The following is a 19,283-nucleotide window of genomic DNA, read 5'->3' as shown; positions in this document are numbered from 1 at the left end:
GTATTTTTTATTGTTAACTAATATTGTTTTTAATCTATTAAGTACATTTTCGCTTCGTAATCACCTTGTAAATAATCTATCCAAGCCAAAACAACTTTCTTTGCTTTATTTTTTTGAATTAAATAATTCGCATACTTTTTTAATTGTTCTTCATTAAAATTTTCCGAAATAAAAAAAGCATTTTCGGTTTTCAATCGATGACGAATACTCACCTCACCCAAACAAATATTTGCTAATGTGTAAACAAAAACTGCTGGACTCGGAAAAATTTCATCCGTAGATTGAATACTTTGTTGATGTTTCAAATCTGATTCTAAACTCGAATTTCGATTTGCAAAAACCAATGCAATATCTTGATTTTCGTTCAATGTATTTTCATCTTTCAATAAAATTTCGGCAGCTAAAAAAGCTAATTTACTCTGATGATCCATTTTATAAAATTTTGGATAATCAATCTCGAAAGATTTGAAGAAATTTTTCGAAAATATACCAAAATCTCCTGAAGAATCTTCAAAATAAAGTTCATCATTCAACCAAACTTGTTCGTTTTTAATCTCAACTTTAGTCATTCTGAACTTTTTTTAAAATAATTACAGCATTACTTCCTCCAAAACCAGATGAAGTTTTCAAAATAATATTGACTTCTTTTTGAAGATTTTCTTTTAAAATATTTAATGGAACTGAAACTCCTAATTCATTGAAATTATGACTTTTCAAAATCAAATTTTCTTGTGCTTGCTTCATCGAAATAATCAATTCTAACAATCCAGAAGCACCCAATGTATGTCCGTAAAAAGCTTTTAAACTATTTGTCGGAATCGATTCCATTTGTAAACGATTAAAAGCAATTGCTTCCATTTCATCATTATACAATGTTGCCGTTCCATGAGCCGAAATATAATCTATTTCATTTGATGAAATATTGGCTTCTTTCATCGCCGATTCTATACTCAACACCAAGCCTTCACCCGTGCGAGATGGTCCAGAAATATGATTTGCATCGTTGATTGAAGCTTCACCCAAAATCTGAAAACTATTCTTTTCTTGATTTTTAGAAAGATAAACGCAAGCGGCAGCTTCACCTAAATTCACACCTATTCTATCTTTGTCAAATGGTTTACACAACTCGAAATCCATTGCTTGAAATGAATTGAAACCAGTCAAAACAAAATCTGTCAACTCATCCAAAGCCAAAACATACACGTCATCAAACTCATCAATTTCAATGAAACGTTTTGCAACATTAACTACTAAAACTCCAGAAACACAAGCATTTGAAATGATAATTGGTTCAGTTTTAAATCCATAATAATCTGCAATTTTCTTGGCAAAATTTGGAATAGACACTTTTTCTAACGAATCAGAAAGTTGATCTATATTACCTTTTGTTGTTGAAATTATAAAAGCAGTTCGTTGTGAAATTTTCGATTTATCAATAATAGATTGAAGAGCTAAAATCCCAAATAATTCTAATCGCGTATAAATCTGATTATCTTCAACTTGATCTTTTAAATTTAAGAAAATTTCATCATCAATTTTTCCAGCATAAAAATTCTTTAAATGTCCAAAAGAATCAATTTTAGAAACAGCAGAATTTCCTTTCACTAATTCATTCCAATTCGCTTGAATAGAATTTCCGAAAGGCGTTAAAATATTCGCACGATTAATGTAAACTTTTTCCATTACAACAATCCTACTTTTTTCTTCCATTCTTCAAAAAATGGTGGTAATGTTAACATTAAATCTCCTTCGTTGTCTAAAAAAACTTGAATTGTTTCTCCAATACAAACTAACTTTTCATCTTGATTAAAAATCTTGAATTTAAAAATCATTTTTGCTGCCAAAGTATCTTCAAAAGTCGTTTCTATTCTACATATATCACCATATTTCAACGGAAATTTGTGTTCACAAACCGACTTAATAATTGGTGTTACAAATCCACTTTTCTGAATATCCAAATAACTAATCCCAAAATGACGCCCAAAAGCTTCCCTTCCATCTTCAAAATACGTAATATAATTCCCATGCCACACGATTCCCAACGGATCGGTTTCATTAAATCGTACTGCGAAATTGGAATTATGTACTAATGTTTTAATCTTCTCTTCTGAACTTATCATAATATATAGCGGCAAACAAGGTAATAATATAGAACAAAGTTAACAAAATAATATTCGGAACTATCTGAAGAAAAGATTGATTTCTCAGGATTAAACTATAATAGCCATCAAGTGCCCAATTCATCGGTGATATTTTCGCGAAATGTTGCATAAAATCTGACATCGCAAAAACTGGAATCCAAACACCGCCTATTGCAGCTAAAATAACCACCAAAGTCGCTCCAAAAGGTGCAGATTGTTCTTGAGTTTTCGCAATTGTACCAATTAAAAGTCCTAATCCAATTGCTGCTAAAGAAGCGAATACAGTTAATCCGTAAATCGAAAATAATATGCCATCCGTTTTGAAACCTGGTAAATCAATTAATGGAAAAACTAATTTAGCGATACATAAAATCATAGTAAATTGTAGTAAACTTATAATTAAATACGTAATCGTTTTACCGATAATTTGAACAGAATAAGGCATTGGACTTGTTAATAATCGAATATGTGTGCCTAAACTTTTCTCTTTTACAATATTGATTGACAGCGGAACTACGATAAAAAATATCGCAAATAATGTCCATGCAGGCACATTATGTTGTGTTACATTTGGTTTCAAAACTGATTTAGAGTCCTCAGGAACAATCTCTTGAAAATGAATAAACTTCTCATTTTGAAATCCTAAATCATCTGATCCCATTTCTTGTTGAAATGCTTTGTAAATACTTTTATTCTCAGTATCAGTAATTAATTTATCCAAAACATTCGACACATTTTCTTTGAAAGCCAGCGAAGTAGCAGGATCAAAGTATAATTTAATCGTCTTTGGATTGACTTGTTGATTATATTTCACTTGCGTGCTATCAAAAGCAAATTCGTTCAGAATTTTCTCAACATTTTGATTGATTTTATAATTCAAATCCTTTGATAATTTCGCAGGAATTACAATTCCAACTTGGTATTTACCTTTAAAAACTTCGGATTTCAGTTCATCTTCCGTTAATTTTTTTCCATTTAATTCAGTTACAATTTTTAAATTTCCTGAATGTGAAATATGTTTTTTTACAAGTGCGGAAATACTATCTTGATCATGATCAATAAATAGCACCGGAATACTCGCTTCTGCAAAAGAATCGTAAGTACTTTTCTGAATTTTAGTCACCGTAATAACCAAAATCAAAGGCATAATAAAAAGAATCACCAATCCGCCAATATCGCGAATGAGTAATAAAATTTCTTTCTTAATGCATGCTAAAAGTTGACTCAACATATCACGATAATTTAGTTAGATTAACAAAAGCTTCCTCCAAATTGTACGCATTTACTTGCTTGATTAATTCTTTCGGTTCGGCTGTTACAATCGATTTTCCTTGATTCATAATCGTAACTTGTGTACAAAAATCTTCGGCTTCTGCCATATGATGAGATGTATAAACGATCGACATTCCTTGCTGATGCAATTCTTGTAAATAATCCAATAACGCAATTTTTGATTGAATATCAACGCCAACAGTTGGTTCATCTAAAAAGAGAATTTCTGGCTGATGAAGAATTCCTGCCAATAAATTAATACGGCGTTTCATTCCTCCCGAAAAAGAATCAATTTTTTTATCTAAAAACTTACTCATTCCTACTTTTTCAGTCAAAAGATGAATCTTTTCGTGTAATTCTTTTGAAGGAACTTTATAAATTTTCCCAAAAAATTCTAAATTTTCTCTTGCCGTCAAAGTTGGATACAATGCATATTCTTGCGGAACAATTCCAATGATTTTCTGAATCTTTTTTAAATTTGTTTTTTGATTTAAATTCTGAATCACAACATTACCAGAAGTTGGTTTAATCAATCCAGAAAGTATCGACATCAAGGTTGTTTTTCCTGCTCCGTTTGGACCAAGTAAACCGTGAATTTCGTTCTGTTTTATCGTCAAAAAAAAATCTTCTAACGCAAAAACATCAGAATTTTTATATTTTTTATATAGTTTTTCAATTTCAATCATCTGTGACTAAATTTCTTTTCTTAAACGTTTAAAAAACGATTCTTCCAAATCTGCTAATTCCAATAATTGATCCGAAATCACATCGTAAATATCTTGCGAATTATTTCGTTTTTTATAAACTCTTGATGCATTTAGAGCAAAATCTCGCCATTTATCTCCTATTTCAGAAATTTCTATGGCAAAATCATTCAAATTTGATTGATTCAACTTTTGTGAAGCTTCTTGTAAAAAAGCAGCATAAATATATCGAAAACCACCACCACCAGTTCCAATTTCTTCTTGCATTCGAATCATTTGCGCCAAAAAATAATTTGTCTTTGCGTTCCCAATTTTCTTTGGCATTTTTTTGATTCGTTTCGCTACCATTCTAATTCCACGAACACCAACAATCGGAACTGGCGCTAACATTTCACGACACGTTTTCTTAATTCCTTTTTTGATTGCTTTCTCAAAATCAATATTTTCTGGAATAAATTCAGGATAATACAAATGCCCTTTTGGAGCTAAAACTCCTTTCGAAAAACGAACTTTTTCTAACTCATTTTCAGTCAATTTTGTCGTTTCTTGCATCACAGGATCGCTGATTAAATACGATTGATCTTGCTTTCCGAAAACAACTAAATTATGTCCGTTAAAATGAAACTTATATTCTTCGGGAAAGTATGTTAAATTGTACACACCAACTTGTAAACCGCAAGGTCGATTGACTAAAAGTTGCTCATCTAAGAAAGTCTGAGCTGATTTTGTAGAGCGAAATTTATGACGTTTCACCTTTATACCAAGATTCTTCGCTGCACGATTAAAAATCATTCCTGGCATTGGACGATAACTAATTGCTGGTGCATGATTAACTTTTAAGAAAGGTAAAAACACAAAAAAAAGACCAGAACCAATCCCAAAAATCATCGGTTCTGAAATATCAATTCCTTTATTTTTTAATAAGTTGGAGGCAACTCCATTTTCGCAATGTGCTGATTGAAAATGTTTAAAATCAGTTATGGTTTCCATCAAAGTTTTTTAATTCATCAACCGAAATTTCAAAAGCTTCGGCATATTTTTTTAGTGTTGATTCTTTTAATTTTGAGAAAACAGTTGGTTTTGCATGTCTTTTGACAAAAATCTTCCAAATTCCGACATAATTAGACAAAATTTCCCAATCCATACGTTTCAATTCCATGAAATATAAAATTGGACTTGCTTTTCCATCCATTACTTTTTGTCTTGCTTCCTCTGTGCGTTCATCCAAAATTTTTAAAGTTTCGGATTGAACAATATTTTTCGCTTCCCAACCTGCACTCAATGTTTGAGAAAATTCTCCTTGTTCATCAATTGCATAATAAACTTCGTTGAAATCCTTGAGATGTCCTTTATCTTGCGGTACTTCTGATTGTTTCATTTTTTATGGTTTTGAAGCATCAAATTCATTGTAGCTATCGCAATTATTTCGTCATTCAAGATAACTTTTGCTTGCATCAAACTAATTGTAAATTCATCGTAATCAAAAACTTCTAACAACGTTGCTTTTGTTGTAATGGTTTGATTAACTTTCGGCAATTGCATAATTTCTGCTTGTTTAATCGTGCTAATAAAGCCGATTACATCGCCTTTGTGTACATCAGAAAAATTGATAAAATAGTTTTGTCCGATAATTGTCGAACAAACTTGCGCCATATTTTCCAATAAACCGACTTCAGTAAAATATTCGTTCTGAATAAATAATTGATCCGATTTTATCGTAAATAAAGCTTCAACATAGGTTTTCTCAATCCAAGAAATCGTGTCTACAAAAAGCATTGGTTCACGATGCGGAAGAAATTGTTGAATATCAATTTGCTGATTTACTTTCATAAAATTATGTTTCTGCAATCACTGTTTTCATCTCTCCTTTTGCAATTACTTCTCCTTCTATCTTTGTTTCAATCGAAACCAAAGTCACTCCCATTACTTCGTGCAAAATAGTTGCTGTTGTTGTTAAATTTTCATTCACTTTTGGCAAACGATTAATCTCTATTGATTTCATCGAGCCAATATATCCAGTTGGAGCCGATTCATTTCGAATATAAAATTGATAACCTGTATACAAAGCAACTGTTTGAGCCATGTGTTCTAATATTCCAGATTCTTTCAATTGATTATTTTCGACAAAAATTGAATCGTTTTTGACTGTTAAGCCTCCAACAACTTTTCCCTCTTCATATTCAAAAATAGCATTTACCATTATAATTGGTTCGCGTTGTGGAATCAATTGTTTGATAAATTCTATCGTATGATTGGGTAATTGTATTTTATTCATTTTTAAACGACTGTTAAATAAGCGTACGAATACGAAAAACGCCCACTTTCTGGTACACAAAGCATAATACGATCTCCTTTTTTAAGGTTTCCGTCTTGAAAAAGTTCGTCAAGCATCAAAAAAACAGACGCTGAACCCACATTTCCAACTTTGCTTAAATTCATAAACCATTTTTCTAACGGAATATGAATGTCTTTCTTACAAAATTCGTCATATAAACCTTGAACAAAATAATTTGACGACACATGTGGCAACAAATAATCTATTTCATTTGACGATAATTGATATTTATCCATTGCAGCTTTCATGCTTTCTACACCTTTTATCAAAATATTATCATTCAGAATTTTGACATCTTGTTTCAATGAAAAAACGGATTCTTTTAACCATTCTTCCGAAGAAAAATCGCTCCAAGGTTTCATTTCTCCATTCGATAATTTATCGCCTCCGGCATACATACACGTTTCCAATTCATGTGCGTAAGAATAAGATTCCATCCACTCTATTTTAAGCGAAATTGCATTTTCGTTTGGTTGATTTTGCAATAAAAAAGCTGCAGCACCATCCGATAACATCCAACGTAAAAAATCTTTTTTGAATGCTATAATTGGTTGTTCTTCTAATTCTTTTAAATTGTCAACTTCATGCTCAAATTTTTCTGCTTTCATCCACGTCGAAACTCGCTCAGATCCTGAACAAACTGCATTTTTAGAATTTCCTGACTTTACCGAAAGATAGCCAAATTTCAACGCATTCATTCCCGAATTACAAACTCCCGAAGAAGAATTTAACTCCACCGAAACATTATTTTGCAATAAACCATGTACCATCGCGGCATGAGAAGGCAACAACAAATCTGGCGTTGAAGTCCCACACGACAACACTTCTACCTCATTTTTTGTGAACTGTGCATCAAATAAATTTGTAATTGCATTATTCGTCAATTCGGCATTAGAATGTGTGACATTTCCAGTTTTATCGAGAGCGTAATAACGCGTTTTGATTCCATTATTTCTTAAAACGATTCTTCGAGCTTTTGAAGGAATTTGATTAATTTTTCCTAAAAAATCTTCCATTTCATCATTCGAAATTGGTTGATTTGGCAAAAACTTCGACGTTTTCGTTATATATACATTTTGCATATTATTCTATTCCTTGAAAATATTTTACCTGTTTTTTGTATTTAAAATAGTTGAACGGATAAAATATAATATATAACAAATTTACTAGTGGAGATATTATCCAAATAGCTAAAATTAAATAATAATAAAAGAATTTCAAATACTTTTCTCGCTGTTTACCTTGTTTAGAATCAATAATTTTAGACCAAACTTTAAACATTCGATTCCCTTTTGTATCCACAGAAACTAAAAAAGGTTTAACCTCAACGGCTCCAGATTGAATTAAGTTTTCTTGTAGATTAGAGTAATTATTATTTTGGATTGAATTTAGAATAATTTTACCAAATCTTCTACTTTCCTGAATAGTTTTTTCACTAATTCCTGGCAAAGGCAACAAATTAAACATTCGTTTTTTAACGCCCGAAAACATCCAATTTACAATTGTCATGGCACTTACTAAATTTGGGGTATGATCGACCAATGCGATGTTTCCAACTAAATTTGCTTTGCGTTCTTTCAAGATTGTTTTGATTTTTTCTTGTGCCAAGAACCATATATTTCGCGAACCACTAATTGTAATTATTTTAGAATTTTCTAAAAGTCGCTGCGTTTGTTTATCCTTTAAAAAAGAATTGATTGGAATAGATGGCGATAAAAACCAAACTTGATAATACAGTAAAATCAAATCATATTCCTGATTCAAGATTTCTGTCGAAATTGGTTTAATCTTTTTTTCTTTTTGAAGAAAACTATCTGGAAAAGCATTGAAAAAAGAATAAAAATCCCACGGAAAAGGAAATTCCTCTTCCATTTCTATCTTGCATTTCGTTAAATTAATATCTTGGTTTTGAACTAAATCATAAGTTGTTTGATCAACAATCTCTTTTAACTGTCCTGACTGCGAGTAATAAACAACTAATACGTTGCATTTCATGTAAAAGTATAGGTTTTTTAGTGGTTTGAAAATTCATATTGTGGTCTAATTTACTTCCAAAAATCGAAATAATTAAACCATTGGTAAGGATATTTTTTTACAATAGTTTCGAGATTGACGCAAAATTCTTTCAAAAGTGCATTTGCATCACGATGTTCGAAATTTGCTTGACGTGCATATAAATGATAATGTAGATTCTTTTCCTTCATTACATACACAAAAGCAACGGGCACTTTCAAGCGAGAAGCAATAGAAAATGGTCCTGCAGGAAAATTTGCTTCTTTTCCAAGAAGCACTTCTGACATCGTTTTATTTCCTTCAAAATAACGATCTCCTGTAAAACAAATTAATTCGTTTCGACTAAGCGCATTATTAATTTCGAAAATATGTGATAAATCTTCTTGAATCAAGATAAAATTTACCGAAGGTTTCATCGAAATACTTTCTAAATATTCTTTAATAACATTTCGTTCTAAATCTGTTGTAACTAAATTAATTTGACAATCAAAATCAATATCAGCAAAAAAATGTTCAGCAACTTCGAAATTACCAACATGCGCACTAATTAAGATTCCACCTTGTTTTTGATCCAATAGATTTTTCAATAATTCTATTCCATCAAATTCGTACGAATATTTGTTACGCAAACCTGCATTAATTGCTGTTTTATCAATCAAAGTTTGTCCAAAAGTATAGTAACTTTTGTAAACACTTAAAATTGATTTGAAAACCGAAAAATTTAGTCGATAACGAAAGTATTCGTAAATAGATTTATTACTGCTATAAGCCGTTATAAAATAATAAAAAGCTACAAAAATTAAGACTGAGTAAGCAGCCTTAATTCCGAGCTTTTTCATAACATTGACAAATATTTTGTATCCCAGGACCGTTCCTTTAGAGCGACCATCCCATTGTTTCATATCTGTTATTTATTTTCTAACTTTTGTTCTACAATTGCGTAGAAATCTTCAAAAGTTATCATATTTTGAAAATCTTCTTTAATTAATTTCACACCGAAATTAGATTCAATGATTACCACTAAATCAACATAGTCTAAACTATCTAAATCTAAAGATTCTTTAATATTTTTTTCCTCTGAAATCACAGAAGGATCAACCTCAAATTCATCAATTAAGATAGCGTTTAATTTTTCAGCGATTTGACTTTTCACCATATTAGGAGTTAAATTTTTTAATTACTAAGGCAGAATTTGTTCCACCAAATCCAAAAGAATTCGACAAATATACATCAAATTCTTTATTTAAGGTTTCTTTAACAATGTTTAATTTAGCTGAATCTTCGTCTGCTTCTTCGAAATTAATATTTGGCGCAATAAAGTTATTCATCATCATTAAGTTAGAATAAATAATCTCACTCGCTCCTGCCATCCAACATTCATGTCCTGTCATCGATTTTGTAGAACTTACAAAAGGTTTCGTTTTTCCAAAAACTTGGTCAATCGCTTTTGCTTCGTTTGCATCACCAACTGGCGTAGAAGTCGCATGTGCATTGATATACTGAATTTCATCAGCCGAAATTTTTGCTTGTTTCAGCGCTCTGTTCATCGCAATTGCTGGTCCATCTACATTTGGCGTAGAAATGTGTCCACCGTTAGATGAAAAACCATAACCCAAAACCTCAGCAATAATTGGCGCACCACGTTTTACAGCAGATTCATAACTTTCTAAAATCAATGTTGCTCCACCTCCGCTCGGTACCAAACCATCACGGTTTTTGTCGAAAGGACGACAAGCTTTTTCAGGATGCTCTTCATTTTCTGAAAAGACACCTAAACCATCAAAACTTGCCATTGCATATTTATTAATTTCCTGCGCTCCTCCACAAATAATCATATCTTGCAGACCATCTTTGATCATCATATAACCTAAACCAATCGAATGCGAACCACTCGCACAAGCTGCACTGATTGTAAAATTGATTCCAGTCAACTCAAAAATCGTTGCAAGATTCATCGTTACAGTAGAATTCATTGATTTGAAAATAGCTCCAGAACCAATTAATTCAGTATCTTTTTTCTCGCGAACAATATCTATTGCATCAATAATTGCTTTCGAAACACTATCGTTTCCATATATAATTCCGACCTCGTTAGTCTTGATATATTCTTCCGTCAAATTAGCATTTTTCAATGCTTCTAAAGTTGCCATATAAGCAAACTCTGTTTCTTGACCAATTGTAATTCGTTGTCTACGATTCAAAAAAGGTTTCAAATCTGGTGCTGAAACAGTTCCCGTCAAAGCAGATTTAAAGCCAAATTCTTTGCGTTCTTCATCAAAAATAATCCCTGATTTTCCTTGACGCAAAGATTCTGTTACTTCTTCTAATGATGTTCCTAAGCAAGAATAGATGCCCATTCCTGTTATTACGACTCTTTGGCTCATTTTATCTAAGAATAAATTCCTCCATTTATATTAATAACTTCTCCTGTGATATAACTCGATTTTTTAGAAACCAAAAAGCTTACCAAATCGGCAACTTCTTCGGCTTTTCCAAAACGATTTGCTGGAATCAGCTTTTTTAATTCTTGTTGATCCAATTCATCTGTCATATCCGTTTCGATAAAACCTGGTGCAACAGCATTCACAGTTACATTACGTTTTGCTATTTCTTGTGCCAATGCTTTCGTTGCTCCTATCACAGCAGCTTTTGCAGCAGAATAATTGGTTTGTCCTGGCGTTCCTTTCAAACCAGAAACAGAAACTATATTGACAACTCTTCCGAATCTATTTCTCAATAATGGATTAATAAAAAAGTGAGTTACGTTGTAAAAACCATTCAAGCTTGTATTAATCACATTCGACCAATCATCTTGCGAAATCCACATAAACAAATTGTCTTTCGTAATCCCTGCATTGTTAACAATAACTTCTACAATTGCATCTGTATTTTTTTCTGTCCATTCTGTTAAAACTTGTTGTGTTTGATTTGCATCAGCCACATCAAATTTTAAAATTTCTCCTGTACCACCTAATGCTTCCACTTCTTTCAAAGTCTCTAACGCAGCAGCTTCATTCGAATTATAATTTATTAAAAGATGATAATCGTGTTCTTCGGCAATTTTAAGACAAATTGCTTTTCCAATTCCACGAGAACCACCTGTTACAATTGCACATTTCATGCTTTAGTTTACTTTATTATTTAGTAAATAATTTTTCACTTCCTTAAGATAAGGATAAATCACCTCATCTTCTTTAAACGCAGGAACAATTTTACGAATCGAATCATAAAAAGCTTTTCCTTTCGAAGATAGTTTATCTTGTATTTGTAAAAATTCTATCGCTTGCGTTACAGCCAAACTCTGAACCGTCAACACTTCGAACGTATTATCAATCACTTTTGCACAAATCGTCGCTGCGTTTGTCCCCATACTCACAATATCTTGATTATCATTATTGTTTGGAATACTATGCACATACATCGACGTAGAAAGTGTTTGATTTTCAGCCGTTGTAGAAGTCGCTGTAAATTGAGCAGCTTGCAAACCAAAGTTAAAACCAAGCGTTCCCAAATTAACGAAAGGAGGTAAAATATTATTGATTTTTGGATTGACTAAATAATTCAATTGACGTTCACTCAGCATTGATAGACGTGTTACAGCTAATTTTAATTTATCCAATTCCAAGGAAACATAATCACCATGAAAATTTCCACCATGATGAACAGTTTGATTTTCTACATCGATAATTGGATTATCACTTGCCGAATTTATTTCATTTTCTAACACTTCTTTCGCAGCATTCCACGTATCATAAATTGGTCCTAAAATCTGAGGAACACAACGCAGAGAATAATATTCTTGTACTTTTTCTTCAAAAATTTTCTCGGTACGTTCTTGATATAGTTCATCTGCACGTTTTTTGACTAATTTGCTATCATTCAAAAAATCGATCATTTTATTCGCCACATAACGTTGACCAGCATGTTGTTTAGCTTCATTCAATGGTTTTGAATAATGATCATCAAAAGATTGTACAATCTCATTCATCATCGAGCTTAACGTAATCGAAAGATTGATTAATTGATTAACCTTTATCAAATTTACCATTCCAATTCCCGTCATTACCGAAGTTCCATTCATAATTGATAAACCTTCGCGAATATGAACTTCTATTGGTTGAAGATTTTCAAGTTCAAAAACTTCTTTCGTCGATTTGATTTCACCTTTATAAAAAACTTCACCTTCTCCAATTAATGTCAAAGCTAAATGCGCCAATTGAACCAAATCTCCACTCGCTCCTACACTTCCATGTTGATAAATGACAGGTAAAATATCACGGTTCACTAATTCTTGCATCAATACTAAAACTGAAGGATGTATCCCAGAATATCCCAACGAAAGCGTATTAAAACGTGCAATAACCGCAGCTTTTGTTTGATCTAACGTCAACGGTTCTCCAATTCCTGTACAGTGACTTCTGATTAAATTATATTGAAGCTGAATTGTATTTTCATCCTCAATACGATATTGTGCCATTGGTCCAAAACCTGTATTTACGCCGTAAATTATTTTATTTTTTGAAAATTCTTTCAGGAATTTAAAACTATTCTCTACACGATCAAATGTTGATTTATCGAGCAATAATTTTTTATTCTCAAAAAGTATGTTTTCTATAGTGTCAATTGTTAATTTTGTCATGTTATTGATTAGGTAAAAGATTTATCGATTTTGGTTATTTACTCCCTCAATCAGTTGCAAAAATAATTAAAAAACTATACAAAAAGTCATGATTGAAAATACAGATGTTTTAATCATCGGTGCAGGACCTTCGGGATCGGTTACAGCAGCCTATTTAAGAGAAAAAAACATTAAAGTTATTGTTTTAGAAAAAACTCAATTTCCGAGAATTGTTGTAGGTGAAAGTTTAATCCCTCGCTCTATGGATCATTTCGAAGAAGCTGGATTGTTACCATATTTAGAGAAACAAAATTTCGAAGTAAAACCTGGTGCGAGATTTATTCGAGGTGAACAGATTTGTATTTTCGATTTCAGTAAAAAATTTGGTAAAGGAAAAGATTGGACTTGGCAAGTTCCACGCGCTGATTTTGACATGACTTTAGCTGATGCAATTATAGACAAAGGCGCAGATTTACGTTTTAATGAAGAGGTAATTAATGTTCAATTTGAAGGAAAAAATTCGATTACAACCGTTAAAAAACAAAATAGAGAAACTTATCAAATCAATGCAAAATTTTTAATTGATGCGAGTGGATATGGTCGTGTTTTACCACGATTATTAAATATTGATAGCCCATCAAAACTAAATCCTCATTCAGCAATTTTCACGCATATTGATGATGTTCGTCGCCCTGAAGGTCGAGAGGGAACGCAGATTTCATTTGATATTATCGAAACAAAAGTTTGGTTGTGGGTAATTCCTTTTTCGAATGGAAAAACAAGTGTCGGAATCGTTGGCCCAACAGATTATATTAATCAATTATCAACCAATCAAGATACAACGGAAGCTTTGCAAAATGCAATTCAAAAATCCGATTTTTACGTCAATCGTTTTGGTAATTTACCATTTGAATTTAATCCAATTTGGTTAAAAAATTATTCTGCTGCGGTAACTAAAATGTTTGGTGATGGTTATGTTTTGACAGGAAATAGTACCGAGTTTTTAGATCCTGTTTTCTCTTCTGGCGTTTGTTTCGCAACAGAAAGTGGTTTGAAAGCTGCGAAACTTGCTATTAAAGAAATAAATGGTGAAAAAGTTGATTGGCAAACCGATTACGAAGATTATATGAAAGAAGGAATCGATGTTTTCACCACTTATGTACAAGAATGGTATACCGGAAATTTGCAAGAATTATTTTTCCATCAACCTGAAAATCCTGATGTCAAAGAAAAAATTTGTGCTGTTTTAGCAGGATATGTTTGGAACAAAGAAAATCCATTTGTTAAAAAACATTATAGCGTCATCCGGAATATGGCGCATCTGATTCGAATGGTTAAAGAAACAGAATAAATGAAAAGTCAACAATATGTTGGCTTTTTTGTTTTTAATTCAGATAGATTCTCTATTTTTGAGTAATCCAATACTTTAAAACGTATGCAATTTCAAGCTATTGATACAATTGAATCAATTTCGAAAGAAGATTTTATCAAAAATTATCTCAAAAAAAGAAAACCTTTATTATTGAAAGGTTATGCAAAGAATTGGAAGGATTTTAACAAATGGAATCTCGATTATATCAAAGAAAAAGCTGGCGAACAAATTGTGCCTTTATACGATAGCAAACCTGCTGATGCTAATAAAAGTTCGGACACTCCTGCAACGCACATGAAGTTTAATGAGTATGTGGATTTGATCAAAAAAGAGCCCTCTGATTTGAGAATTTTCTTTTTTATTATCAAAGATAAAATTCCCGAATTACTCAAAAATTTTACTTACCCTGATCTTGGTTTAAAATATTTTGAACGTTTACCTACCTTATTTTTTGGAGGAAGTGAAGCTAAAGTTTTGATGCATTATGATGTCGATATGACGGATTTTATTCATTTTCAATTTCAAGGAGATAAACGAATTTTGTTGTTTGATCCAAAACAATCCAAAGCTTTATATAAAGTCCCTCTTTCGGTACATACGATTTACGAAATCGATTACGATCATCCCGATTACGAAAAATTCCCAGCTTTGAAACACGCAAAAGGTTTTGATTTTGTCATGAATCATGGTGATGCGCTATTTATTCCGCGAGGTTATTGGCATTATAATCGCTATTTAGAAGCAGGATTTTCAATGTCTTTACGCGCTTTCCCTAATGAGTTTTTTCAAGTGATGAATACCGTTTATCATGTTTTTATTATGCGTTATACCGATAAATTAATGCGTAAATTATTTCAATCAAAATGGATTAATTTTAAAGAAAAATGGGCAATAAAGAAAAGTCATCGTTATTATGGAATTGAGGAATAGGATTTAAATATTACTCAATTTTATAATCCATAGGAACCATGTTTGCTATTTTTTCCCAGCTCCAATATCCTTCAACAACCAAATTAGTAGGATGATAATACGTTCCATTTTCTTCAATTTTTAATACATCATCTTTTAATGTAAAAATAGATCTTTGAGTTGTAACATAATTTAATCCATTTTGTTTGGCGTAATCTAAATCCTCTTTTTCATTTTTATATTCTACAGAATACAAACCTTTAAAATTAAGGTATTGCCTATCACTTTCAACCATTTTTAAACTATCATACGGTACTTTTTGATTAACTATATATGTAATAGTTTTTATTGGAACATTAATATCAACCCTATCTCCTAAAAGTTTTCTCTCTTTCAATCTATAATATTCTTCATCATCCTTACGAACCAATCGTTTTATATCATATCCTTCTTCATTAATTCTATTCTCATATACTGCTTTCATAAAATGAGTCACACTTCCTAAATAAGATTTACGACGATTTTCTTGCCATTTTTTCTCTATTGAGGCAGAGGATTTTAATTCAGTAAAAAGAGCTGTTCCAAGTGTTAAAACATAATTTGACTTGAAATTAATATTAAAATCAACCAAATCATATTCTATTTTATAACCTAAGTAATTGTTTGTAATGATTAAAGGATTTCGGGAAGTAGCAGATAATTGTCGTGTATTTTTATCATATTTAAACCTTAAATCTTTCGAATTTTCGATTTTACATTTTTTAGCAGCTTCATTACTTCCTAAAAACAATCTCAGAAAAGTCTGATAATAATACAACCAATCTTCTTTAGATATTGCTTGAACAACTGTTTCTTGTAATGCAACCACTTCAGGCTCTAATATAACTTTATAAAAATTGGTTTGATTTGTATTGACATTCAAAATATAATTCTCAAACAAACTTGCACGAACGATTAAATTATATTGTCCATTAGGAAGATTTAGTTCAAATTCACCTTTTTCGTTTGTTTTTGATTTAATCGTAGAATTATCGACATAGATTTCAGCATTAATAATTGGAAGCGATTTTTCATCAATCACTTTTCCTTTTATCATATTCTGAGCAAATAGATTACTACTAATCAATAGAAAACCTAAAATAAAAAATTGTTTAAAATTCATTGACTAAATTTTAAAACAAGATAATAAAAAAACCGCTATAAAGCGGTTTTGAATTTATTTGAAGAAATATGTAATTCCTAAAGTTAAAAATGATGAACGATTTGTTCCATTATCCCAACGTTTATAGTCGTAGGTATCTATTAATCCATATTGATATCTTAAATTAATTTCGTATTTTCTATCAATAGAATATCCACCACCAATATTAAATGCTAAATCAAATGATTTTGGAACATTATTTTCTCTTTCTGGCTCATCTTCATCAAATTTTTCTGATACTTTGAAACCCAATTGAGGACCACCTTCTACAAAGAAATCTTTTCCTTGATCATCAAAATAGTATTTGTACATAATTGGAATATTGATGTAATTTAAGAACGCTTTGTATTTCTCTCCGCCTTCTTTATATAACGAATATTCACCTTGAGTAGTATATAAAACTTCTGCTTGTAAATAATGATTCTCGTTTCGAGTAGTTAATTGATATTTCGCAACTCCCCCAGCTAAAAATCCAACTCTCTCTTTAGAAACTCCATGAACAATAGTTGTGTTACTAAGTCCAACACCACCTTTAACTCCAAATTCGATTTGAGCAAAAGAAAAAGTAGATAAACTTAAAAGAAATAAACTTAATAGATTGGTTTTTAAATTTTTCATAAGTTATTGTATAATTTTAACAAAATTAAAGCTTTTTTTAATACAAACTTCATTTCATAAAATAAGCTCTTCAAATGAAGAGCTTATTATATTATTTTCGAAAATTTATTTCTTTGGTTGAGGAGGAAATTTAGCTAGAATTTCTTCAATTGCTTTCGGGATTCTTTCTGCTTTAGCACTGATATTACTCAAATTAAGATCAGAACCAACACCTTGCCAAACCAATATATTACGTTTATCATCAATAATGTCTATTACAATTGTTCCCGCTTGATAAGAAGAAACGCTATTTCCGCCGTAATATCCGCCATAGTAACCATAAGGACCGTAACCCCAATTGTTATTATTTACAGAAACTTGTTCTTTAGAACTTGTCAATAAGTTAATGACTAAGTCTGCATCAGAACTTACTTTTGTAAATCCTTTTGTAGCCATTTGTGCGTCAATTGCTTTAATTAATCGGTTCTTGTCCAAATCGTTAACCTTTAACTTATCTAATCCTTTTTGGTGAAAAGTATAAGTATTATATGAAGCAAAATTTGTTGATCTGTCGTAATCTGTACTTACTTGAACTGTTCCACAGCTTGTTACAAATAATGACAACAAAATTATAAAAGTAAAGTGTATAATTTTCATGACCTTGATTTTTTATTTAAAACTACAATTATTATTCCTAAATGTAAAGGTAAATCAAAAAAAAGAAGCTCAAAATACTTGAACTTCTTTTTAACTAATATTTACAATTTTATTTTGCTAATTCTAACTCTTGAATTTTTACTTCAACAATTCCATTGTGATTGATTCTAACCAAATCTACAATTTGTGTTTCGTTGACTAATTCAGGATTAAAATCTGTCTGAACTTTCACATAATTCTCTGTAAAACCAAACATTTTTCCGTCTTTATTATCATGTTCCCACAATACTTTCTGAGTCGAATTTAATTGAGATTGATAAAAAGCTTGACGTTTTTTCTCCGATAAAATACGTAACATTTTATTACGACGTTTACGTTCTCCTTGATCAACAACTCCTTCAAATTCGATTGCTTCTGTATTATCTCTTTCCGAATAAGTAAATACATGTAAATAGCTAATTTGTAATTCGTTTAAGAAATTATATGTTTCCATAAACAATTCTTCTGTTTCTCCAGGAAAACCAACAATTACATCTACACCAATACATGCATTTGGCATCACTTCGCGAATTTTTGTTACACGATCTAAATAAAGATTAGATAAGTAACGACGTTTCATTTTTTTCAAAATCTCATCGCTACCAGATTGTAATGGAATATGGAAATGTGGAACAAATCGATTGCTTTTTGAAACAAAATCGATTGTTTCATTTTTCAATAAATTTGGTTCAATCGAAGAAATTCTGATTCGTTCTATCGCATCAACTTGATCCAATTCTTGCACCAATTCCAAGAAAGTATGTTCGTGTTTTTTATTCCCGAATTCACCTTTCCCGTAATCACCAATATTTACACCCGTTAACACGATTTCTTTGATTCCTTTTTGTGCAATCTCATTCGCATTTTTGATAACATTTTCAACTGTATCCGAACGCGAAATTCCACGAGCCAAAGGAATTGTACAATACGTACATTTATAATCGCAACCATCTTGCACTTTCAAAAAAGCACGCGTACGATCACCAATTGAATAAGAACCAACGTAAAAGTCGGCTTCTTCAATCTCACAAGAATGTACAATTGTTTCTTCTTTTTTATTGATATCGTCTAAATATTCAGCAATATTGAATTTCTCTGCAGCTCCTAAAACCAAATCAACACCTTCCATTTCCGCAATTTCTTGCGGTTTCAACTGCGCATAACAACCTACAACGACAACAAAACCTTCTGGATTTGCTTTCATTGCATTTTTCACAATCGTTCTGCACTCTTTGTCTGCATTTGCGGTTACCGAACATGTATTGATTACGTACACATTCGCAGAATCTGTAAACTCAACCTTCTGATATCCATTATCTTTCAAGTTTCTTGCGATCGTCGAAGTTTCAGAAAAATTAAGTTTACATCCCAATGTATGAAATGCAACTGTTTTAGTTTGATTATTCATAGCTGCAAATTTAAGAA

General features: G+C 31.3%; 22 protein-coding genes. 2 read left to right on the top strand and 20 right to left on the bottom strand.

Annotated features, from left to right (window positions below; translation table 11 throughout):
- Window positions 1-29: 29 nt before the first annotated feature.
- From B4A23_RS14385 to B4A23_RS14310, 16 genes are read right to left on the bottom strand one after another with little or no spacing between them, the layout of a single operon-like run.
- Window positions 30-569 carry a 3-oxoacyl-ACP synthase gene (locus tag B4A23_RS14385; protein WP_286486298.1) on the bottom strand — a complete coding sequence of 180 codons (540 nt, stop codon included), beginning with the start codon at window positions 567-569 and terminating at the stop codon, window positions 30-32.
- Entirely contained in the window at window positions 562-1,683 is a 1,122-nt protein-coding gene (locus B4A23_RS14380) for a beta-ketoacyl-[acyl-carrier-protein] synthase family protein (RefSeq protein WP_291120973.1), read from the bottom strand. Before B4A23_RS14380 ends, B4A23_RS14385 begins: the two co-directional genes overlap by 8 nt.
- Window positions 1,683-2,120, bottom strand: coding sequence for an acyl-CoA thioesterase (locus B4A23_RS14375; RefSeq protein ID WP_286513906.1), 438 nt, complete (start codon window positions 2,118-2,120; stop codon window positions 1,683-1,685). The genes B4A23_RS14380 and B4A23_RS14375 overlap by 1 nt, the downstream gene beginning before the upstream one ends.
- The gene (locus tag B4A23_RS14370; RefSeq protein WP_291120970.1) at window positions 2,095-3,372 is read right to left on the bottom strand and encodes an ABC transporter permease; all 1,278 of its coding nucleotides are present in this window, start codon (window positions 3,370-3,372) and stop codon (window positions 2,095-2,097) included. The genes B4A23_RS14375 and B4A23_RS14370 overlap by 26 nt, the downstream gene beginning before the upstream one ends.
- Before the next feature lies 1 nt (window position 3,373).
- Window positions 3,374-4,099 carry an ABC transporter ATP-binding protein gene (locus B4A23_RS14365; protein WP_291120969.1) on the bottom strand — a complete coding sequence of 242 codons (726 nt, stop codon included), beginning with the start codon at window positions 4,097-4,099 and terminating at the stop codon, window positions 3,374-3,376.
- 6 nt (window positions 4,100-4,105) lie between these two features.
- On the bottom strand, window positions 4,106-5,107 hold the full coding sequence (locus tag B4A23_RS14360) for a BtrH N-terminal domain-containing protein (protein ID WP_291120967.1): 1,002 nt from the start codon (window positions 5,105-5,107) through the stop codon (window positions 4,106-4,108).
- Complete coding sequence (locus tag B4A23_RS14355; RefSeq protein WP_180904822.1) at window positions 5,091-5,495, bottom strand: hypothetical protein; 405 nt, start codon at window positions 5,493-5,495, stop codon at window positions 5,091-5,093. Before B4A23_RS14355 ends, B4A23_RS14360 begins: the two co-directional genes overlap by 17 nt.
- Window positions 5,492-5,947 carry a hypothetical protein gene (locus tag B4A23_RS14350; protein ID WP_291120965.1) on the bottom strand — a complete coding sequence of 152 codons (456 nt, stop codon included), beginning with the start codon at window positions 5,945-5,947 and terminating at the stop codon, window positions 5,492-5,494. Before B4A23_RS14350 ends, B4A23_RS14355 begins: the two co-directional genes overlap by 4 nt.
- Window positions 5,948-5,951: 4 nt before the next feature.
- Window positions 5,952-6,392, bottom strand: coding sequence for a hypothetical protein (locus B4A23_RS14345; protein ID WP_291120963.1), 441 nt, complete (start codon window positions 6,390-6,392; stop codon window positions 5,952-5,954).
- Between the two features lie 2 nt (window positions 6,393-6,394).
- Complete coding sequence (locus B4A23_RS14340) at window positions 6,395-7,534, bottom strand: beta-ketoacyl-ACP synthase III (RefSeq protein ID WP_291120961.1); 1,140 nt, start codon at window positions 7,532-7,534, stop codon at window positions 6,395-6,397.
- A 1-nt stretch (window position 7,535) separates the two neighbouring features.
- The gene (locus B4A23_RS14335) at window positions 7,536-8,447 is read right to left on the bottom strand and encodes a dialkylrecorsinol condensing enzyme DarA (RefSeq protein ID WP_291120959.1); all 912 of its coding nucleotides are present in this window, start codon (window positions 8,445-8,447) and stop codon (window positions 7,536-7,538) included.
- Between the two features lie 50 nt (window positions 8,448-8,497).
- On the bottom strand, window positions 8,498-9,367 hold the full coding sequence (locus B4A23_RS14330; RefSeq protein WP_291120957.1) for a lipid A biosynthesis acyltransferase: 870 nt from the start codon (window positions 9,365-9,367) through the stop codon (window positions 8,498-8,500).
- 5 nt (window positions 9,368-9,372) lie between these two features.
- Complete coding sequence (locus B4A23_RS14325) at window positions 9,373-9,621, bottom strand: phosphopantetheine-binding protein (protein WP_114999643.1); 249 nt, start codon at window positions 9,619-9,621, stop codon at window positions 9,373-9,375.
- 1 nt (window position 9,622) lies between these two features.
- Window positions 9,623-10,849, bottom strand: a complete 1,227-nt coding sequence (locus B4A23_RS14320) for a beta-ketoacyl-[acyl-carrier-protein] synthase family protein (RefSeq protein ID WP_286486286.1) — start codon at window positions 10,847-10,849, stop codon at window positions 9,623-9,625.
- 5 nt (window positions 10,850-10,854) lie between these two features.
- Complete coding sequence (gene fabG / locus B4A23_RS14315; RefSeq protein ID WP_291120955.1) at window positions 10,855-11,586, bottom strand: 3-oxoacyl-ACP reductase FabG; 732 nt, start codon at window positions 11,584-11,586, stop codon at window positions 10,855-10,857.
- Between the two features lie 3 nt (window positions 11,587-11,589).
- Complete coding sequence (locus B4A23_RS14310) at window positions 11,590-13,104, bottom strand: HAL/PAL/TAL family ammonia-lyase (RefSeq protein ID WP_291120953.1); 1,515 nt, start codon at window positions 13,102-13,104, stop codon at window positions 11,590-11,592.
- A gap of 88 nt (window positions 13,105-13,192) precedes the next feature.
- Here B4A23_RS14310 and B4A23_RS14305 point away from each other — a divergent pair, with 88 nt between their 5' ends.
- A complete protein-coding gene (locus B4A23_RS14305) occupies window positions 13,193-14,434 on the top strand; it encodes an NAD(P)/FAD-dependent oxidoreductase (protein ID WP_291120951.1) in 1,242 nt (413 codons plus the stop codon).
- A gap of 84 nt (window positions 14,435-14,518) precedes the next feature.
- The gene (locus tag B4A23_RS14300) at window positions 14,519-15,385 is read left to right on the top strand and encodes a cupin-like domain-containing protein (RefSeq protein WP_291120949.1); all 867 of its coding nucleotides are present in this window, start codon (window positions 14,519-14,521) and stop codon (window positions 15,383-15,385) included.
- Between the two features lie 10 nt (window positions 15,386-15,395).
- Here the strand turns inward: B4A23_RS14300 and B4A23_RS14295 are convergent, their stop codons facing one another.
- The 4 genes from B4A23_RS14295 to mtaB form a co-directional block, all read right to left on the bottom strand.
- Window positions 15,396-16,526, bottom strand: a complete 1,131-nt coding sequence (locus B4A23_RS14295; RefSeq protein WP_291120947.1) for a carboxypeptidase-like regulatory domain-containing protein — start codon at window positions 16,524-16,526, stop codon at window positions 15,396-15,398.
- 54 nt (window positions 16,527-16,580) lie between these two features.
- Entirely contained in the window at window positions 16,581-17,183 is a 603-nt protein-coding gene (locus tag B4A23_RS14290; protein ID WP_286501922.1) for a porin family protein, read from the bottom strand.
- Window positions 17,184-17,288: 105 nt separating this feature from the next.
- The gene (locus B4A23_RS14285) at window positions 17,289-17,819 is read right to left on the bottom strand and encodes a DUF4136 domain-containing protein (protein ID WP_291120944.1); all 531 of its coding nucleotides are present in this window, start codon (window positions 17,817-17,819) and stop codon (window positions 17,289-17,291) included.
- A 109-nt stretch (window positions 17,820-17,928) separates the two neighbouring features.
- Entirely contained in the window at window positions 17,929-19,266 is a 1,338-nt protein-coding gene (gene mtaB, locus B4A23_RS14280; RefSeq protein ID WP_291120942.1) for a tRNA (N(6)-L-threonylcarbamoyladenosine(37)-C(2))-methylthiotransferase MtaB, read from the bottom strand.
- Between the last annotated feature and the right edge of the window lie 17 nt (window positions 19,267-19,283).

It is taken from the genome of Empedobacter sp. UBA7248, from assembly GCF_002472945.1.
Taxonomy (GTDB): domain Bacteria; phylum Bacteroidota; class Bacteroidia; order Flavobacteriales; family Weeksellaceae; genus Empedobacter; species Empedobacter falsenii_C.
The sequence above is the reverse complement of the archived record's forward strand: the minus strand, read 5'-3'. Positions and strand labels throughout refer to the sequence as shown.

Bases quoted from the DNA above. Each gene is read 5' to 3' on its own strand.
- B4A23_RS14320 (WP_286486286.1), bottom strand. From the start codon at position 10,849: ATGAGCCAAAGAGTCGTAATAACAGGAATGGGCATCTATTCTTGCTTA.
- B4A23_RS14285 (WP_291120944.1), bottom strand. From the start codon at position 17,819: ATGAAAATTATACACTTTACTTTTATAATTTTGTTGTCATTATTTGTA.
- B4A23_RS14385 (WP_286486298.1), bottom strand. From the start codon at position 569: ATGACTAAAGTTGAGATTAAAAACGAACAAGTTTGGTTGAATGATGAA.
- mtaB (WP_291120942.1), bottom strand. From the start codon at position 19,266: ATGAATAATCAAACTAAAACAGTTGCATTTCATACATTGGGATGTAAA.
- B4A23_RS14375 (WP_286513906.1), bottom strand. From the start codon at position 2,120: ATGATAAGTTCAGAAGAGAAGATTAAAACATTAGTACATAATTCCAAT.
- B4A23_RS14325 (WP_114999643.1), bottom strand. From the start codon at position 9,621: ATGGTGAAAAGTCAAATCGCTGAAAAATTAAACGCTATCTTAATTGAT.
- B4A23_RS14380 (WP_291120973.1), bottom strand. From the start codon at position 1,683: ATGGAAAAAGTTTACATTAATCGTGCGAATATTTTAACGCCTTTCGGA.
- fabG (WP_291120955.1), bottom strand. From the start codon at position 11,586: ATGAAATGTGCAATTGTAACAGGTGGTTCTCGTGGAATTGGAAAAGCA.
- B4A23_RS14350 (WP_291120965.1), bottom strand. From the start codon at position 5,947: ATGAAAGTAAATCAGCAAATTGATATTCAACAATTTCTTCCGCATCGT.
- B4A23_RS14330 (WP_291120957.1), bottom strand. From the start codon at position 9,367: ATGAAACAATGGGATGGTCGCTCTAAAGGAACGGTCCTGGGATACAAA.
- B4A23_RS14305 (WP_291120951.1), top strand. From the start codon at position 13,193: ATGATTGAAAATACAGATGTTTTAATCATCGGTGCAGGACCTTCGGGA.
- B4A23_RS14295 (WP_291120947.1), bottom strand. From the start codon at position 16,526: ATGAATTTTAAACAATTTTTTATTTTAGGTTTTCTATTGATTAGTAGT.
- B4A23_RS14355 (WP_180904822.1), bottom strand. From the start codon at position 5,495: ATGAAACAATCAGAAGTACCGCAAGATAAAGGACATCTCAAGGATTTC.
- B4A23_RS14310 (WP_291120953.1), bottom strand. From the start codon at position 13,104: ATGACAAAATTAACAATTGACACTATAGAAAACATACTTTTTGAGAAT.
- B4A23_RS14370 (WP_291120970.1), bottom strand. From the start codon at position 3,372: ATGTTGAGTCAACTTTTAGCATGCATTAAGAAAGAAATTTTATTACTC.
- B4A23_RS14360 (WP_291120967.1), bottom strand. From the start codon at position 5,107: ATGGAAACCATAACTGATTTTAAACATTTTCAATCAGCACATTGCGAA.
- B4A23_RS14340 (WP_291120961.1), bottom strand. From the start codon at position 7,534: ATGCAAAATGTATATATAACGAAAACGTCGAAGTTTTTGCCAAATCAA.
- B4A23_RS14335 (WP_291120959.1), bottom strand. From the start codon at position 8,447: ATGAAATGCAACGTATTAGTTGTTTATTACTCGCAGTCAGGACAGTTA.
- B4A23_RS14300 (WP_291120949.1), top strand. From the start codon at position 14,519: ATGCAATTTCAAGCTATTGATACAATTGAATCAATTTCGAAAGAAGAT.
- B4A23_RS14345 (WP_291120963.1), bottom strand. From the start codon at position 6,392: ATGAATAAAATACAATTACCCAATCATACGATAGAATTTATCAAACAA.
- B4A23_RS14365 (WP_291120969.1), bottom strand. From the start codon at position 4,099: ATGATTGAAATTGAAAAACTATATAAAAAATATAAAAATTCTGATGTT.
- B4A23_RS14290 (WP_286501922.1), bottom strand. From the start codon at position 17,183: ATGAAAAATTTAAAAACCAATCTATTAAGTTTATTTCTTTTAAGTTTA.